This window comes from Clostridium sp. CTA-19 (genome assembly GCF_054767855.1).
In genome coordinates, this window is record NZ_BAAABH010000006.1 from 107,238 (window position 1) to 124,915 (window position 17,678).

Genomic DNA, 17,678 nt, shown 5'->3' on the forward strand with positions numbered 1-17,678 from the left:
TACATTAGAATAAAGATAATTATTTGTAGGAGGAAATAAGTTTTGAAGATAACTATAATACATGGAAGTCAAAGAAAAGGAAATACTGAAAAAACTATTGAAATAGTAGAAAAAAAGTTAAATTCTATTGAAAATAATGAGTTTTTTCATTTTTATTTGCCAAAGGATTTACCATTATTTTGTTGCGGCTGTTTTAGATGTTTTGAAGAAGGAAGTTTTGGTGGAGAATTTTGTCCTCATAGTAAATATACACATCCTATTTTAGATGCTCTTAAAAAGTCAGATGGAATTATTATAGCATCTCCAGTTTATTCTCTTAGTGAAAGTGGACAAATTAAAGGGTTTTTAGATCATTTTGCATGTATTTTTATGCCACATAGGCCTTTAAAAGAAATGTTTTCAAAGTCAGCTTTTATAATTTCAACAACAGCTGGGGCAGGGACGAAACATTCTATAAGACCAATAGCTAGAAGTTTGAAATTTTGGGGAATTCCTAAAATGTATAAATGTGGATTTAATCTTTGGGCCAAAGAATGGAGTGAAATGGCTATTAGAAAACAGAATAAATACGAAAAAATTTTAAAAAAGAAATCATATGCTTTTTATAAATCAATGAACTGTAAACAAAAGTATATTCCAGTACAAACAAAAATATTATTTAATATATTTAAAAGATTTATTAATAGTTGTCCAGATGGTAATACAGATAAAGAATATTGGAGAGAAAATGGATGGTTACAAGGAAATAGACCTTGGAAAAGGAGTAGAAGATGATTGGGTTAAAAAGGGGAGCTGTAGAATTAAGCGATTATAAAAGTGAATGGAAACAATTATATGATATAGAAGAAAAAATAATATTATCAAAAATTAAAAAATATGTTGTAGATATACAGCATATTGGAAGTACAGCTATATCCAATATTACTTCTAAACCTATTATTGATATACTTATAGGAATAAAAGATTTTAAGGAGTTACCTAATATTATTAAAATTTTAGAGGAAAGTGGATATATTTATAGACTTGAGGCTTCTAATAATGAGAGATGTTTTTTTGTAAGAGGAACTGAAAATAGTAGAACTCATCATATACATATTGTTCAGTGGAATAGTGAGGAATGGAATAATAAGATACTGTTTAGAGACTACTTAATAAACCATGACGAAGTTGCAAAGGAATATTGTAATTTAAAGAAAATGTTAGCTGAAAAATATAAGGATGATAGAAATAATTACACTGATGGGAAAAGTAATTTTATTAAAACCGTTATTATGAATAGGAAAGAAGGATTATAAATTCTATGAAAGTAAATACTAACGTGGTAGTTTAGAAACTTACTCTAAATATATTTATTGAAAAGATATAAATAGAGTCAATATAATAAATAAAAAAATTTATATTTTAAAATTATAGAAACTTTTGTCGAAACCATATACAATTTAATGAAAAAAAGGTAATATTTTTATGAAATATTTATGACAAAGGGGAGAGTAATTTTGAAAAACAAAAAAGGACTTATAGCTATAATAATAATTTTAATAATAAGTTGTTCTGTTATTAACAGTAGCCATAAGGAAAAGCAATTTAATAATTATATGTCTCAAGTAGATAAACTTATAAGTGAGAAAAAATATGATGAGGCAAAAAAAGAGTTGGATAGTGCTAAAAATATAAAAGATACTGATGCAGTAAAAGAAAAGCAAAAATTAATTAACTTTAATCAAGATCAATTAAAGATTTACAATGAAAGTTTAGATTTAATAAAAAAAGAAGATTATGATTCAGCATTAAAAAAATTAAGTGAAATAGATAAAAAAGCAGAAGATGTTAAAAAGAATGCTGATGAACAAATTGTAATTTGTAAACAAAAGTTAATACCAATAAAAATAGATGAGGCTAAAAACTTTTTAGATAGTAAAGAGTTTGATAAGGCATATAGTAAAATAAATGAAGCTGTATCTATAGATGGTAATAATAAACAAGTACTTGATTTTAAGAACAGTATAAATACTAAAAAAATTGCATATGAAGAAGAACAAAAACAAATTGCTGTTGCTAAAAAAGAAGAAGAGGAAAGAATAAATAAAGAAAAAGCAATAGAAGATGAAATAGCAAAACAAGAGCAAGCAAGAGAGGAACAAGGAACACAACAGGTGCTTAGTAATAATGTTAGTGATGGAACTCATGTATATTGGACACCAAAAGGAAAATCATATCACTCATCACCAGGATGCCCAACATTATCAAGAAGTAAGACTATATATGAAGGAAGTATTCAAGAAAGTGGAAAGTTTGATCCTTGTGATAGATGTATGTAATTTTTCATAGTATTTAAAGATGAAAAGAAAGTAGTTTGATAAGAATTCAAGCTACTTTCTTATTTTTATGTTCTTAATATTTTTAACTAAAAAATAAACAACATCTTTATATAAAATTGTTACTATAGATAAAGATATTAATGAAAGAATAGCTATAGTTGTATTAAATTTATAAAAGCTAGAGTATATAGCTAATATATAAATAGATACTATAGATATAAAAAATCTTTTTAAATTGTAGTTTACCTTATAATATTTATTTGAAAAATATGTTCTTGCTATAAAAAATATTATATAGGATAGACCTGTTGATATTGCAGCACCCTTTGCTCCATATATAGGTACTAATATAAGGTTCCCTATAGTATTAGATATTGCTGCAACTAATGAAATATATATATGATTTTTAGTTTTCTTTTTAAAATTAATTCCTACAACTGTAGTTTCTGAAATACAGTTCATTATAGGCATAAAAACTAAGAATGGAAAAATAAAAACAGCATCTTTATAATCTTTTCCTAAAAACAATATTATAAAATCTTTAAATGCAATAATTAATATAGAAATAACTAGCATAGAAAATGATACTACTTTGTTCATATTTGAAAAAAAGTCCGTATTATTTGGATTTTCATTGTATTTTTCATATGCAACAGGAGTCCAAAAAGTATTAAAAGTACCTTGAATTAAAGTTAAAGGAACAATAAGAAGTGTAGCACCGCTATATAAACCTACTTGCGTTGAATTAGTGAATGCATCAATACAAATTTTATCTATTGATTGAAAAAGCGATGTAACAGTTTGAGAAAATATAAATGGAGCTCCATATTTAGCTAGTTTATTTTTATCAATAGAATTTATAGTAATGGATTTTTTAAACCAAACATCTTTTTCAATAAATAAAGCAATTAGAGTAAGTATTACTTGTGAAATTACTGTGGCAAGTACAACAGTTAAATAATTGTTTTTATATATAAAGAAAAAAATAACAACAAGTAGTAAATAAGAGATTTTTAAAATTACAGTTAAAAATGAATATACCTTAGATTTTTGCCTCATCCTTACTTCTAGTAGCGCAAAAGTAGATAATATTCCGAAAAATAAGTATATTATTAATAAAACTATTATAAATAGTGATTGTTTTTTTACCATCCATAAGGAAAGTGGTTTGTAAAATATTAAGAGAATTATACTAATTGCTAAATTTGCTTTTAGCGGGGTTTTCAAACAAATTTTCAGCAGCTCAGACCTTTGTGCTGGTTCTTCTTCCGAATAATATCTAACATAGGCATGATTTAAACCTAATAATACAAAACCTAAAATTAAATTAAAGGTGGTATTAAACATAGCCAAATGCCCCATGTTAGTAGTATCAATAATTCTAGTTATAATTGGTGCTGAAATAAGACCTAGTATAGTAACAATAACAGTTCCTACAGAAAAGCCTAATAATTTTCTTAGTAAAGCCATATATATACCTCTCATACAAAAATAAAATTAACAATATTATTGCATAAAGAAGAAAAAGAATCAAATATAGTATCTAAGTAGGGTTTTATTATGAATAAAATTATATATGAAAATAAAGGAACTTTTAAAAGGGAATTATTTTGAATTTTTTAGATAGAATATTTAATGTAGTATTTTAAAGTGGATTTAATTTAATTTAAATTTTTATCATTTATTATAAAAGATAAGGAGTGAATAATATGTCTAAAAGTAATAAAACTAATAATTCTCCACAAAAGGGAGAAAGAAGACAAAGACTACATAAAAATCAAAATAACAGAGGCGATGAAAAGAATCCTACAGAATACACAAATTTTGAAGGAAAACCTGTAGATTAACAAAAAATGCAGTGCTTAAGTATGGCACTGCATTTATTTTTTTGCAAAAAATATACTATAACTTTCATAATAAAAATAAAATAATATTCATACATTTAGAATTAAGTTAAGGATAAAATTCAACAATATTCTATAAAAATATACATTATTTCAAAAATATGTTTAAAAAATGTAAAGTGTTAGGTGATTCTAACGATAACAAAAAATAAAAGGGAGAAAAATATAAAAATAGGGGGTGAAGGGATGAAAAAAAGTACAATATTTATAATGATGTGTGCAATTATAAGTATCGCTATAGTTGTAGTATATAAATGTAATCAAGGAAAAGAAAGTAGTAAAACAGAGCCTAGCCCAGGGGTAGAATTAGAACAAAATTTAGGAAAAAATAGTAAAAAAAATGAAAAAGAGACTTCTAAAAATAATCCTGAAATTAAAGAAGAACAGTCAGAAAGTGAATTTCAAAATACTGAGGAAGTGAATGAAGAAGCAAAAAGCACAGTTATTAAAAATAACAATATTAAGAGTTTAAATGATATAAAAAATTTAGATGAAATATCATCATTAGAAATAATTGATAGTGGAATAGAAGATATAAATCAGTTAAATGAAAAAAATAACATCACAGTTTTAAAAATAGTGCATTGCAATATAAATGATCTTAAAGTCATATCAACATTAAAAAATCTTAAAAATTTAGAAGTTATAGATTGTAGCTTAAAAGATATATCAATAATTAAGGATTTGAAAAAGCTAGAAAGATTAGATATAAGTAGCAATGAAATAACTACTCTAGAAGGAATTGAAAACCTATTAAATTTAAAAGAACTTTATGTATCAAACAACAACATAACTGATATAAATTCCCTTTCAAAATTAGTTAATTTAACTAATTTAGATGTTAGCAATAATAAAATTAGTGATATAAAACCATTAAAAACTATTAAAGGTATTAAAGAACTTAATATTTGTAATAATGATATATCTTCTTTAGAAGGAATTGAGAATATGAATGAAATCACAGGGCTTTGGGCTAGCAATAATAAAATAAATGACATTTCTATACTTTCAGCTAAAAGTAAAATAATTAATTTAGGATTAGATAGTAACAAAATATGCGATATATCAGCTATAAGTGACTTGAAAAAACTGAAATTTCTAAGGTTAGATAAAAATAATATATCAAGCTATAGCTTACTAGAAGATATATATCAAAATTTAGTCGATCCAGATTTTTCGATATAAGAAAAATTTAAACACTACTAGTTTAATTTATTATAGCAAGTCAATTACAAATGATTAGTTATAATGTTTAATAAATAAGTATTCACAGTTATACCACGTTAAAAAATGGGAGGTTTAGTATGGTTATAAATGTGATGAACTAAAAAGGGGGATTAAAAATGAAAAAAGGGTTTTTATCTAAGCTAGGATTAGCAACTTTAGTTGCAATGGCTAGCGTTTTAGGGACAAGCCAACCACAAGTTAATGCGGCACCAATGAAGGATGCACAGGTAAATTTAACACAACCTGATGGACAAGTTATTCAGTGTTATGCATCAGGAGATGAGTTTTACAACTATTTGCATGATGTAAAGGGAAGAGCAATACTTAAAGATGAAAAGACAGGATATTATGTTTATGGAAAATATGTAAAGGATGAAATATTACCATCAAGAGAACGGGTAACTAAAGAAAAAACTGAAAGTTTGCAAGATATTGAAAATGATAGCAGAATTAATATAAATGATGTGGAATATCCAAAAGATGAAATTGAAAAACAAAGAGAGATGCTTAATGCAAATGTTTCAACTAAAAGCACAAAAAATATTGGAAAGCTTAATAATATAGTTATTTTCATAAAATTTAGTGATCAATATGAAATAACAAGAAATTTTTCCACATATGATAGACAATTTAACTCGGAAAATCAAGCGTCCTTAAATAATTATTATAAAGAAGCGTCTTATAATAAATTAGATATTAATACAACTTTTTATCCAAAACCTCAGGGTGATAAAGTTTTAAGTTATACTGATAGTCATCCAAGAAGTTATTATGCAAATGTTCCAGACAATGAAAGAGGAATGAGAGAACAAACATTACTTAAAAATGCAGTTGATTCTGTTAAAAATCAAATTCCACAAGATTTAAATGTGGATTCAGACAATGATGGTAAGGTTGATAATGTTTGTTTTATTATAAAGGGTGCAACAACTGGATGGTCATCACTTTTATGGCCTCATAAATGGAATATGTTTTATCAAGATGCAAGAATAAATGGTAAAAAAATAGATACTTACAATTTTCAATTAGAAGATTTCATTGGAGATAATGGTATTGGTGTTTTAAGCCATGAGATGTTTCATACATTAGGAGCACCAGATCTTTATCATTATAATTATGATGGTAAAGTTGCTGTTGGACCATGGGATGTAATGGATCAAACTAAATCTATTCCTCAATCAATGGGAACATACATGAAAATGTATTATGGTAAGTGGATGGATAATATACAGGAAATAAATAAACCAGGAAAATATTCAGTATCTAAAATAGGTAACTCCAATAATAACAGCTATATTATTAAATCACCAAATTCAAATAAAGAATATTTTGTAGTAGAATATAGAAAAAAAGAAAGATTATATGAATCGAATTTACCAGGAGAAGGTTTATTAGTATATAGAATAAACACAGCTTTTCAAGGAAGAGGTAATGCAAGTGGTAATGATGAAGTATATCTATATAGACCATATGGAACTTTAAATGCAGTTGGAGATTTATCTAAAGCAGCTTTAGGTTATACAAAGATAAATATTAATTCCAATGAATTATTTTTATCTAATGGAATGGATAGCGGAATAAGTTTACAAAATGTAAATGTATCAGGAGATACTGCTAACTTTAATGTTGTTATAAATGGAGAAACTGGCGATGGGGATAACAAAGAAACTGCTTATTTAGGTGAAAAATTTAATTTTACTTTTAAAGGTTATGCAGATAAAGTTTTTGGAGAATTAGGTTTAGACTTAGCTAATAAAAATGCAAAATTTGATATTAAAGGAATTATGCCACATTACTATTTTGAAGATAGTTATGCATCACTTCTAATTAGGGATAGTGAAGGAAATACTGTTTATACAAAAGATTTTACTGGAAATGAAGTAAATGAAGCCTTAGTTGAAGATATTCCTATTCAAATAGGTGATTATATTACAGTTAAGCATAGAGAACCGGATAATAGACTACTAATAACAAATACAGAAAACAAATTACAATTAGAAAAAGGTAGCAATATAACTTATAAAATCACTAATACTGGACTTGAAAAGACTTCAGAAGATGAAATAGAAAAGTTACCACTTAAATATGCAGTTAATTTTGATGATACTAAAACAATAACAGGTGACATGGAAATAACAGGTGAATGTGTAAGTGGTAAAAAGATAACTAATATAGAGTTATATGTAAATGGTGGAAAATATATAGATGCTGAGCGTAGTGCTCTAAACGATACTCAAAAAAAATATGTAGGATATGATTTATCTCAAGGGGCATTTAAACTTAAATTGTATTGCTCAGCTTGGGCTGATTATAATTACTCATACAAAATAATTGCAACAGAAGAAGATGGTCAAAAAACAACTCTTAAAGAAGGAACACTGATAGTTAAAAAACAAACTGGCGGTACAGATACTGAGAAAGTTAGCGAATGGAAGCCAGGAACAACTTATAAAGTAGGTGACTTAGTTACTTATAAAGGAAATAAATATAAGTGTCGTCAAGCTCATAGAGCTATAGTTAGTTGGGAACCAGAAATAACTTTAGCACTTTGGTCAATAGTCTATTAGATAAAAACATTTATGAGCTGATAATTTAATTATAAAAATTGATAATTTAAAATAATATGACCCCTAAAAATACATAAAGGGGTCATATTATTTATGTATGCTTAGAATAGAAAATAATTAGTATAATCTATACGCATAATGCTTGTACAACAGCATTTTCAACAGGTTTTATCATAAGTAAACATTCTAAAGCAACATCTTCAGGAATTTGGTGGAATATTTTATGGTCGCAATATTTTTTAGATATAGGTTTACCTTGTAAGTCTTTAGCAGTATAAAAGCCGTAAAGGTCATTAAACTTTTGAGATCTAAAGTTTGTTGCTTCAACAAAAAATGCTTTAAAGCCCTTTTCTGCACATTGATCCATTACAAGTGAAAGCATGTTTTGTGCAACATATTTTTTGTTAAATTCTGTTCTAACTCCTAGCATAGAACCACGGACATATTCATTTTTTCTTATTTTTCTTCCAAATCTTTTTTCTACAATTGTGAAAAATTGTTTGTCTAATTCTCCAAGAAAACTAAATATATTGTTTATTGATTCATTTTTTACTTCAAAAGAAGCTTTCCTACTAGGATTGTAATTTTCACAAGCCATAGCTCCAAGAACTTTATTAGTATCATTATCTACTGCCACCACACATAAACCATCATTTACAATATCTTTTATATAATTTGTAGTGAATTCCATCATATCTTCTTTAGATAATTTACATATTTTAGCCATAGGCTCACAGATAGTAAATTTACCTATCTTTACTCCAGCAAAAGTTTCTGCAAGACATTCAGCTGCACCAAAAACTAACTCTGTATTATTCCCGTCTAATACTTTACAGTCAAAATTTAAATTAATTGTGTTCATAATATAAAAACCCCCATGTTTAAAATTGTAAATAAAACAACATTTATAAAAGATTATAACATATAAGTAAAAAGCATGAAATAAAATAGATATAGGATATATAAGAAAAATAACAAAAAATAGAGTTTTTTATGTAAGTTACCTTAAATTAAAAATAAATTATAAATTTAAAAGATATTAACAATGTTTTCTAGAAATATAAGTATAATAAATGGAACCAAAAATTTATTTTGAAAAGATAAATATGATATAATTAGATTATTATATGAATTAACAGGGAGATTGAGATGAAGGATGAAAGTGTATTTACCAAGTGGTCTTTAGGTATTTTGATATTATCTTTCTTAGTTTTAGTAAATGAATTTGTTCAATTTATACCAACTCATGCAACGGTGCTGGAAGGAATTTTAATTCTTATTGGTCCAAGTATTTTTGCGTTTATTGGAGGGGTATTTTCAATAATAGGAATCATAAGACATAAAACTAAGTTAGCAGTTTTCCTAATAATAATTAATGCAATATTATTATTTTGGTGGGTAATATATTGGATTATAGGAACACTTGTTTTAGGAGTATAGTTAATAGAGGTAAGTATTTTAAAAGAATGTTTTTGTTAAGTTTACTTACAAAGTATGCTCAAAATTTTAAAGTATGTATTAAGAATTTATGAGGTGGTATGATTTTGAATTTTCAAGGTATTATGATTGGACTAATGGCTTTTTTTATCATTGGGGTATTTCATCCAATAGTCATTAAGGGTGAATATTATTTTGGTAAAAAGATATGGCCAATGTTTTTCATATTAGGATTAATTTTTATAGGAATATCTGTAATAGTTAAAAACAATATTATTGCATCAATATTAGGGGTAACAGGTTTTTCATGTCTTTGGAGTATTCATGAAATAATTGAACAAGAAGAGAGAGTGAAAAAAGGCTGGTTTCCTAAAAATCCTAAAAGAAAGTATTAATTGTATAAAAAGCCTGTGATTTTAATTATCACAGGCTTTTACTAAATAACTTGTAATTTTTCATTTTTGAAAGAATTAGGAATATAGGTTATATTCAATTTATTAGTAGCAGAACTTTTTTCAATACTACAATTAAGTCCAAAAAGTTCTTTAACTATTTTTTCATTTAATACGTCTTCAGGACTTCCAAAATCTAATATAACACCATCTTTCATAACAAAAATTTTATCACAATAATAGCATGCTATATTTAAATCATGTATTGCTGAAAATACTGTTAGATTTTGAGCTTTTATAATATCCATTATTTGCAGTTGGTATCCAATATCTAAATGGTTGGTTGGTTCATCTAAAATCATAAAGTCACTTTGCTGTGCAAGAGCTCTGGCAATTAAAACTCTTTGCTTTTCACCACCAGATAAATTTGAAAAACTTCTATCTTTAAATTTAAGCATTCCAACCTTTTCAAGACAGCTTTCTGCAAAAGAAATATCTGATTTTGTATTATCTTCAAATAAACCTTTATGTGCAAATCTTCCAATAAGCACCATGTCAAGCACATTAAAGTCAAACTCTGGTCTATTTTCTTGTGCCACTACTGACATATCTTTTGCAATATCTTTATGAGATAATTTTTTTATGTTTTTATTATTAAGTAAAACCTCACCACTATCTGGAGTGAAAACTCTATATATATTTTTAAGTAAAGTCGATTTTCCACTACCATTTGGACCTATGATTCCTACAAAATCTCCCTTAGATATTTCAAGACTTATATCTTTTAATATGTGTTTATAATTTAAATTCTTAACATATAGCTTAGTCATTTTAACCTCCAAAAGAATACTTACTTTTTCTTAATAACCATAGGAAGAATGGAGCACCGATGATTGCGGTAACAACGCCTATAGGAAGTTCTTCAGTTGAACCTATCATTCTACCAAATATGTCAGACCATATTAAAAATAGTGAACCTAAAAGAACTGTTAAAGGAATAAGCTTTTTATGTACAGAACCTGCAATTGTTCTGCAAATATGAGGAATAATAAGACCAACAAAGCCTATAATTCCACTTAAAGAAACCATAATTCCAGTAAGTAATGTACTTGTTACAATTATTATTTTTTTAAAAAGTTTAATATTAACACCTAAAGTTATGGCAGCATCTTCACCTAGAAGCATTGCATCAAGAGTTTTATGAATAACTAAAGATATAACAGATGAAATTATAAGCACTAAAAACGCTAAAGGTACATCATCCCATTTAGATCCAGCAAGAGACCCAGTCATCCAAAACATCACTGAATATAATTTTCTTACATCTTCTGCTTTGAATATAATAAAATTTGTTATTGCAGAGAATACTGATGCCACAGCAACTCCTGTTAGAACTAAACTTGAAGATGAAAATTTACCTTTTTTACTTGAAAGTACGAATACTAATATTGAAGATAATAATGCACCTATGAATGCACCTATATGGATAGACATAAAAGGTATAGCTAGGCTACTTCCAAGTAATATACTTATAACTGCACCGGTGGATGCACCGGAGGAAATACCAAGTATATATGGATCAGCAAGAACATTTTTTGTTAAAGCTTGCATTAATACTCCAGAAAGAGCAAGACCGGCACCAACAATTCCAGCAAGAAGAGTTCGAGGTAATCGTAACTGCCAAATTATATTTTCTACAGAACTTGACCATGTTTTCTCAAAGACATCATTTCCGGATGTTTTATTAATTATAATTTTTAAAAGTTCAGAACTGCTCACATCTACTGAACCAACATTAATAGCAACTATTATAGAAAATACTAAAAATAATATTAATGCTATGTAGATAATATATATGTTTGTTTTTAATTTTTTCATTTTAAAACGCTCCAATTTATTTTTTGAATATTTCAGGATGGAAATTTTCGGCCATAGTTTTTATAGCACCAGGATTTCTAACACCAGCAACTACTTCTGAAAGCTCTAAGACAAATATTTTATTGTTTTTTATAGCATCTACATCTTTTAATGCATCATGATTTTTTAAAAAGTTTATTTTTTCTTCAACATCATCAGCTGCATTATATTGCATTACTATTATTTGCTCAGGGTTTCGTTTAACAACTTCTTCCCAAGTTACTTTAGCCCAAGGTTTTTCTCCATCTTTAAATATATTTTCACCACCAGCAAGCCTTATCAAATCTGTAGGTAGACCATTACATGCAGTAAAAGGACTATCTGTGCCAGAATCATATACAAATGCTTTAACTGGCTTTATATCTTTTGATATTTTAGAAGATATAGTTTCAATATCCTTTTTCATTTTAGATATAACATCTTCTGAATTTTTTTCTGCATTAAATATTTTCCCAAGATTAGTAAAATCTTCATAGACAGTTTCCATTGTTGCATTAGGACTTTCACATTTTGGAACATAAATTTTTACATTATTTTCTTTGCAAAATTTATTATTAAAATTATTTTCAGTAAAAGTAGACATCCATCCAGTTATGAAATCAGGTTCAACACCTAATAATGTTTCTTTAGATGGCATTAAATCAGACAACTTGTTAAGTTTGGAATGTGCATCTTTATATTCAGGTAGTACTTCATTGTCTTGAAATGAATATCCTGCTATAGAATCCTCAAGACCTAATGCAAGTAGCATTTCTGTTGTAAAACCACTTAGTGTAACAGCTTTTTTAGGTGCAGTAGAAAAAGTTTCATCTTCTTTACCAGAAGGTAAGTCATTGTTTACAGTAACTTCTTTATAATTTTCTTGCTCAGAAGCAGAATTTGAAGAAACCTCTTTTGAGATTTTATTTGTATTACCACAGCCTGAAAGAATTGATGCAGTTAATGATACTGCTAAAATTAATGAATAAATTTTTTGTTTTCTCATAAAAAATCCCCCTAAATAATCTTTTTATTAATATATACAAATATTTTAATATTTATAAGCGCAATAATTAGAATAATAAAAATATTTTAAATTTACTTTATTATTTAATTTAATAATTATAATAAATCTATAACAAAAAACAGTATCCTAGAATAAGATACTGTAATAAATAACTTTAAAACATACAACTAATTATGTAATGTAGTGAATTTAATTAAAATTAACCTATCCTAGTAAGCAACTTTAGAACTTATTGGCAGGTCTCCTGACTTAGATTCATCACAAATGTTCACCTTCCCACAAACTTAAATTTATAATTTGCAGTGGTATAATAAAAATTTGCTCTTCATTACAGTGGCTGGACCGTAAGAGATTTAAACTCTTTTCCCTTTTAATAAAATGAAATTAATCACATTTAAACCAAAAAGTTAAAAATATTCAATTTTTAATATAATATAGCAATTAGCTCCACATGATTATAACATAATAAATAGAAAATAATAATATTCAGAAAATTTAAACTTAATTTTGAAAAATATGTTATAAAATGTCTTTATGCTCAGTGTAAAAGTTTACAAAAAGTTTATAGAAATGTTAGAGGGGAAAACTTCAAAAAGAAGAATATATAGTTATAGAAAATAGTAATAGTTACTATGAAATCTATTAGTAATAGTTTTATGGAAATATGGTACTTAAAGGGGGTATTTTATGTCTTTTTTATTTTTTGCAATAATAGTATCAGTGTTAACTTTACTTTTTGCAATGTTTATATCAAAAGAAATTTCCAAAAAAGAAGTAGGAAATAAAAAGATGGAGGAGATTGCAGGGCATATAAGTGAAGGTGCAATGGCGTTTTTGAAGAAGGAATATAGATATTTGGGGATATTTATATTAGTGGTAGCTATTGCTATTGCAGTATTTCTTCATGTAAAAACAGCTATAAGTTTTGTATTAGGTGCACTATTTTCAATTGCTGCTGGATATGCAGGTATGAAGGTAGGAGTAAAAGCTAATGTACGAACTGCACAAGCTGCCACTAAAGGAAAGGAAGATGCTTTATCGGTAGCTTTTTCTGGGGGAACAGTTATGGGACTTTCAGTTGTAGGACTTGGGGTTTTAGGTCTTGCAATATTATCTTTGATTTTCAACCTAGAAATAGAATATATCACAGGTTTTGGATTAGGTGCATCATCTATAGCTCTTTTTGCACGTGTAGGTGGAGGAATATATACTAAAGCTGCAGATGTAGGTGCTGACCTTGTTGGAAAGGTAGAAGTTGGAATTCCGGAAGATGACCCAAGAAATCCTGCTGTTATAGCTGATAATGTAGGTGACAATGTAGGTGATATAGCAGGAATGGGAGCAGACCTGTTTGAATCTTATGTTGGTTCTTTAATATCTGCATTAACTCTTGGAGTTGCAGCAAGTGCATCACTAGGAAAAAATGCTGTTATGTTTCCAATGTATGTATCTGTTGCTGGTATAATAGCATCAATAATTGCTATATTTATAGTTCGATACTCTAAAGGAAAAGATCCACAGAAAACATTGAATTTAGGATTATATGTATCTGTAGTACTTATGATAATATTTTCTTTGATTTTAAGTAAAACTATTTTAAATACTATAAAACCATTTATATCTGTTTTAGTTGGAATATTAGTTGGGGTTTTCATAGGTAAAATTACAGAGTATTACACATCAGATAATTATAAGCCAGTAAAAACTATTGCAGAGGAGTCTCAAACAGGAGCAGCTACAAATATAATTTCTGGTCTTGCTATTGGAATGAAATCTACAGTTGTACCTATTTTAATAATTGCATTAGGAGTATTACTATCATACTTTTTAATAGGTGGTGCAGAAGATGCAAGTTTAGGTTTATATGGAATTGCATTAGCAGCAGTAGGAATGCTTGCAACATCAGGCATGGTCATTTCTGTAGATGCATATGGTCCAATTGCAGATAATGCTGGTGGAATTGCACAAATGGCTGATATGCCAAAGGAAGTTAGAGAAATTACTGATAAATTAGATTCAGTTGGAAATACTACTGCAGCAATTGGCAAAGGTTTTGCTATTGGTTCAGCAGCACTAACAGCGCTAGCTTTGTTTGCATCTTATGCTCAAGCTGTTAATCTGGAAAGTATAAATTTATTAAATCCATTGACACTTACAGGGCTTTTAGTAGGGTGTATGGTGCCATTTTTATTTGCTGCATTAACTATGGAAGCAGTAGGGAAGTCTGCAACTAAAATGGTTGAAGAAGTTAGACGTCAATTTAAAGAGAAAAAGGGAATAATGGAAGGAACTGAAAAGCCAGATTATGCAAAGTGTGTTGAAATTTCAACAGATGCAGCATTGAAGGAAATGTTGCTTCCAGGTATTTTAGCAATAGCTATACCACTAGTAGTTGGATTCTTGTTAGGAGTGGAAGCACTTGCTGGGACAATTGCAGGAGCTCTAGGAACTGGTGTTATGGTTGCAATGTTTATGTCTAATGCCGGTGGTGCATGGGATAATGCTAAAAAATATATTGAAGGTGGAGCTTATGGTGGAAAAGGAAGTGATTCTCATAAAGCAGCAGTTGTAGGGGATACAGTTGGAGACCCATTTAAAGATACTTCTGGACCATCTATGAATATCTTAATAAAACTTATGACAATAGTTTCTGTAGTATTTGCAGTGGTTATAAGTAATTATGGTGGAATACTTTTAAAATAATATTAGTTTTGATTAAAACAAGAGACAGGTTTTGATAATAAATTAAACCTGTCTTTTTTATTGATATAATTTTTAGTATTTAAAGTACAAACTTAGAAATTTCTAATTGAAGTTCACATGCCATTTGAGATAGATGTTCTGAAGCATTAGAAACTTCATTCATAAGGGCAGTTTGTTCTTCACTAGAGGCGGCTACATTCTGAGTATTAGCAGAAGTTGTAGTAGAAATTTCTGAAGAATTAATAACAGATTGTACCATAATAGTACTACTTGATAAAACCTTATCCATAACAGAAGATAAATCATTTACACTTTCGGAAATAGATTTAACTTCCTGTAGAATGTTTTCAAAGGAGCTTCCAGCCTCAAAAACCATAGTCATGCCCTCATCTACAAACTTGCATCCTTCATTCATTGATAATGAAGCATTTTGTATTTCATTTTGAACTTCATTTATTATAACAGAAATATTTTTAGCTGCATCTGAAGATTGTTCAGCAAGTTTTCGTATTTCATCAGCAACTACAGCAAAGCCCTTTCCTTTTTCTCCAGCTCTCGCAGCTTCAATAGCGGCATTTAAAGCCAAAAGATTAGTTTGGGATGCTATATTAGAAATTAAAGATAATATATTACCAATTTCAATTGACTTTTCATTAAGAGAATTAACAATTTGAGCTGAAGAAGATACCTTGGTATTAATGTCTTTCATATGAGTTATGGTTGAAGTAACTACATTATTACCACTTAATGCTTTATCATAGGCAAGGTTAGAAGCAGCACTTACAGAAGAAATAGATGAAGATATATCAGAAACTCTATGGTGAAGTTTTTCACCTTCTTTAGAAGCTTCAATAAAAGATGTAGATTGCATTTCAGCACCATTAGCAACATCTTGAATAGATATAGAAATCTGATTAGCAGCTTCTTTAGTTTCATTAGCGCTAGCAGTTAGTTCTTCAGAAGTGGAAACAACCTGTTCAAGGCCAATAGATACTTTTTCGATTACAGTTTTTAAGTTATCACCCATTTTATTAAGATGATTTGCCATCTCACCTAATTCATCATTATATGTTACGTCTATTCTATAAGTTAAATCACCATTTGCAATAGCCTCAGCTAAAGAATTAACCTTAGATATTCTTACTTTTAGATTATTAGCTAATTTAGTTATACATATAGTTACTAAAATTATAACAAAAAGCATAGTTAAAAATATTTTAAAGGCTAAAACTCTTAGTGGATTTAAAAGTTCCGTTTCTGGTATACACATAACAATTTTCCAATTGGTTTCAGGAATAGTAGAGAAAAATGTTATATTTGTTCCATTATCATCTTTAAATGAAGATTTACCAGATTCAGAAGATAATATGTTAGTACTAATTGTCTTAAGGCTATCGTTAGAATCCTCTTTAATATTCATTTTCAAAACCTTTGATGAATCTTTATCTGCTATGTAAGTACCATCTGATGTTAACAAGAATGCTCTTCCTAACTTTCCTACTTTAATTTCTGCTATAGTTTTTTGAATGGTAGATAGGTCAATGTCAGCAGTTGCCACACCTAAAAGCTTATTGTTTTGTAAAATAGGACATACAGATGTTAACATAGTAACATTAGTATATTCATCTAAATATGGCTCACACCACATTAAATCTTCTTTAGAACTAGCACCTAGTTTATACCAGTAGTCTTTTGTATAGTCATCTTTGGAATATACATTTGTGTAAAGAACTTGGCCATCTTTCTTATAACCATAATGTGATAAAAATTTAGTATTTTTATCTATTAAGTACGGTTCATAAAATATACCTGAACCAAAGGTTTCATTATTAGTTTCTATAAATGATTTGACTAGGTTTTCAGAATTACTTTGACTTATGTCTCCATTAAATGATTTAATGGAGCTTGCTAATGTTTTTGCAATTTGGCCATGTCTATCTAAAAGTTTGCTGATAAATTCTATTGTAGAATTAGTTTGATAAGACATTTTTTCATCAATTTCAGAAAATAAAATTTTTTGAGCAGTGGTATAAGATATACCTACCATAACTATCATAGCGCCGATAGTTAATGGTAAAAGTAATAAAAGTATTTGATTTTTTATGCTTTTCTTTTTTAAATCACCGTTATTTTTATACATAAAAATTTTAGGAAAAAAAGATTTCATAACGTTCTCCTCCAATATTAAAGTTTAATTTTAATTAAGT

The 17,678-nt window shown here is 27.8% G+C and carries 15 protein-coding genes and 1 riboswitch; of the genes, 9 read left to right on the plus strand and 6 right to left on the minus strand.

The annotated features are described in order from the left end of the window. Positions 1–42: 42 nt before the first annotated feature. From ACYUE0_RS05225 to ACYUE0_RS05235, 3 genes are all read left to right on the plus strand, one after another. A complete protein-coding gene (locus ACYUE0_RS05225) occupies positions 43–774 on the plus strand; it encodes a flavodoxin family protein (RefSeq protein WP_460269749.1) in 732 nt (243 codons plus the stop codon). Further along, positions 771–1,295, plus strand: coding sequence for a GrpB family protein (locus tag ACYUE0_RS05230; protein WP_460269750.1), 525 nt, complete (start codon positions 771–773; stop codon positions 1,293–1,295). The genes ACYUE0_RS05225 and ACYUE0_RS05230 overlap by 4 nt, the downstream gene beginning before the upstream one ends. Before the next feature lie 201 nt (positions 1,296–1,496). Next, positions 1,497–2,318: a hypothetical protein gene (locus ACYUE0_RS05235; protein ID WP_460269752.1), complete on the plus strand. Its 822-nt coding sequence runs from the start codon at positions 1,497–1,499 to the stop codon at positions 2,316–2,318. Positions 2,319–2,369: 51 nt separating this feature from the next. Here ACYUE0_RS05235 and ACYUE0_RS05240 read toward each other — a convergent pair whose 3' ends face one another. Then, positions 2,370–3,788: an oligosaccharide flippase family protein gene (locus ACYUE0_RS05240; RefSeq protein WP_061995211.1), complete on the minus strand. Its 1,419-nt coding sequence runs from the start codon at positions 3,786–3,788 to the stop codon at positions 2,370–2,372. Between the two features lie 239 nt (positions 3,789–4,027). On the opposite strand from ACYUE0_RS05240, the gene ACYUE0_RS05245 reads away from it, so the two are divergent. The 3 genes from ACYUE0_RS05245 (at position 4,028) to ACYUE0_RS05255 (ending at position 8,016) form a co-directional block, all read left to right on the plus strand. After that, positions 4,028–4,165, plus strand: a complete 138-nt coding sequence (locus ACYUE0_RS05245) for a clostri-philic family protein (protein WP_010295694.1) — start codon at positions 4,028–4,030, stop codon at positions 4,163–4,165. 243 nt (positions 4,166–4,408) lie between these two features. Beyond that, a complete protein-coding gene (locus tag ACYUE0_RS05250; protein WP_460269754.1) occupies positions 4,409–5,407 on the plus strand; it encodes a leucine-rich repeat domain-containing protein in 999 nt (332 codons plus the stop codon). A 158-nt stretch (positions 5,408–5,565) separates the two neighbouring features. After that, positions 5,566–8,016, plus strand: a complete 2,451-nt coding sequence (locus ACYUE0_RS05255) for a M6 family metalloprotease domain-containing protein (protein WP_460269755.1) — start codon at positions 5,566–5,568, stop codon at positions 8,014–8,016. Positions 8,017–8,143: 127 nt separating this feature from the next. Here ACYUE0_RS05255 and ACYUE0_RS05260 read toward each other — a convergent pair whose 3' ends face one another. Next, positions 8,144–8,878: a GNAT family N-acetyltransferase gene (locus tag ACYUE0_RS05260; RefSeq protein ID WP_460269756.1), complete on the minus strand. Its 735-nt coding sequence runs from the start codon at positions 8,876–8,878 to the stop codon at positions 8,144–8,146. Positions 8,879–9,165: 287 nt separating this feature from the next. On the opposite strand from ACYUE0_RS05260, the gene ACYUE0_RS05265 reads away from it, so the two are divergent. Then, the gene (locus ACYUE0_RS05265) at positions 9,166–9,456 is read left to right on the plus strand and encodes a hypothetical protein (RefSeq protein ID WP_460269757.1); all 291 of its coding nucleotides are present in this window, start codon (positions 9,166–9,168) and stop codon (positions 9,454–9,456) included. Positions 9,457–9,560: 104 nt separating this feature from the next. Continuing rightward, positions 9,561–9,848, plus strand: a complete 288-nt coding sequence (locus tag ACYUE0_RS05270) for a DUF4491 family protein (protein ID WP_061995216.1) — start codon at positions 9,561–9,563, stop codon at positions 9,846–9,848. Between the two features lie 41 nt (positions 9,849–9,889). Here ACYUE0_RS05270 and ACYUE0_RS05275 read toward each other — a convergent pair whose 3' ends face one another. The 3 genes from ACYUE0_RS05275 to ACYUE0_RS05285 are packed head-to-tail and all read right to left on the minus strand — an operon-like array spanning position 9,890 to position 12,747. After that, positions 9,890–10,675, minus strand: a complete 786-nt coding sequence (locus tag ACYUE0_RS05275; protein WP_061995217.1) for an ABC transporter ATP-binding protein — start codon at positions 10,673–10,675, stop codon at positions 9,890–9,892. Between the two features lies 1 nt (position 10,676). Then, a complete protein-coding gene (locus ACYUE0_RS05280; RefSeq protein ID WP_061995218.1) occupies positions 10,677–11,723 on the minus strand; it encodes a FecCD family ABC transporter permease in 1,047 nt (348 codons plus the stop codon). Between the two features lie 16 nt (positions 11,724–11,739). Then, positions 11,740–12,747, minus strand: coding sequence for an ABC transporter substrate-binding protein (locus ACYUE0_RS05285; RefSeq protein WP_460269758.1), 1,008 nt, complete (start codon positions 12,745–12,747; stop codon positions 11,740–11,742). A 238-nt stretch (positions 12,748–12,985) separates the two neighbouring features. Then, positions 12,986–13,187, minus strand: a riboswitch (cobalamin riboswitch). Between the two features lie 268 nt (positions 13,188–13,455). Here ACYUE0_RS05285 and ACYUE0_RS05290 point away from each other — a divergent pair. Next, a complete protein-coding gene (locus ACYUE0_RS05290; RefSeq protein WP_460269759.1) occupies positions 13,456–15,471 on the plus strand; it encodes a sodium-translocating pyrophosphatase in 2,016 nt (671 codons plus the stop codon). A gap of 79 nt (positions 15,472–15,550) precedes the next feature. On the opposite strand, the gene ACYUE0_RS05295 is transcribed toward ACYUE0_RS05290, so the two are convergent. Further along, complete coding sequence (locus tag ACYUE0_RS05295) at positions 15,551–17,638, minus strand: methyl-accepting chemotaxis protein (RefSeq protein WP_199869430.1); 2,088 nt, start codon at positions 17,636–17,638, stop codon at positions 15,551–15,553. Between the last annotated feature and the right edge of the window lie 40 nt (positions 17,639–17,678).

What these genes read in the sequence shown, in the direction of transcription:
- ACYUE0_RS05280 (WP_061995218.1), bottom strand. Translation starts at nt 11,723, where the DNA reads ATGAAAAAATTAAAAACAAACATATATATTATCTACATAGCATTAATA.
- ACYUE0_RS05285 (WP_460269758.1), bottom strand. Translation starts at nt 12,747, where the DNA reads ATGAGAAAACAAAAAATTTATTCATTAATTTTAGCAGTATCATTAACT.
- ACYUE0_RS05275 (WP_061995217.1), bottom strand. Translation starts at nt 10,675, where the DNA reads ATGACTAAGCTATATGTTAAGAATTTAAATTATAAACACATATTAAAA.
- ACYUE0_RS05265 (WP_460269757.1), top strand. Translation starts at nt 9,166, where the DNA reads ATGAAGGATGAAAGTGTATTTACCAAGTGGTCTTTAGGTATTTTGATA.
- ACYUE0_RS05290 (WP_460269759.1), top strand. Translation starts at nt 13,456, where the DNA reads ATGTCTTTTTTATTTTTTGCAATAATAGTATCAGTGTTAACTTTACTT.
- ACYUE0_RS05245 (WP_010295694.1), top strand. Translation starts at nt 4,028, where the DNA reads ATGTCTAAAAGTAATAAAACTAATAATTCTCCACAAAAGGGAGAAAGA.
- ACYUE0_RS05230 (WP_460269750.1), top strand. Translation starts at nt 771, where the DNA reads ATGATTGGGTTAAAAAGGGGAGCTGTAGAATTAAGCGATTATAAAAGT.
- ACYUE0_RS05240 (WP_061995211.1), bottom strand. Translation starts at nt 3,788, where the DNA reads ATGGCTTTACTAAGAAAATTATTAGGCTTTTCTGTAGGAACTGTTATT.
- ACYUE0_RS05255 (WP_460269755.1), top strand. Translation starts at nt 5,566, where the DNA reads ATGAAAAAAGGGTTTTTATCTAAGCTAGGATTAGCAACTTTAGTTGCA.
- ACYUE0_RS05250 (WP_460269754.1), top strand. Translation starts at nt 4,409, where the DNA reads ATGAAAAAAAGTACAATATTTATAATGATGTGTGCAATTATAAGTATC.
- ACYUE0_RS05260 (WP_460269756.1), bottom strand. Translation starts at nt 8,878, where the DNA reads ATGAACACAATTAATTTAAATTTTGACTGTAAAGTATTAGACGGGAAT.
- ACYUE0_RS05295 (WP_199869430.1), bottom strand. Translation starts at nt 17,638, where the DNA reads ATGAAATCTTTTTTTCCTAAAATTTTTATGTATAAAAATAACGGTGAT.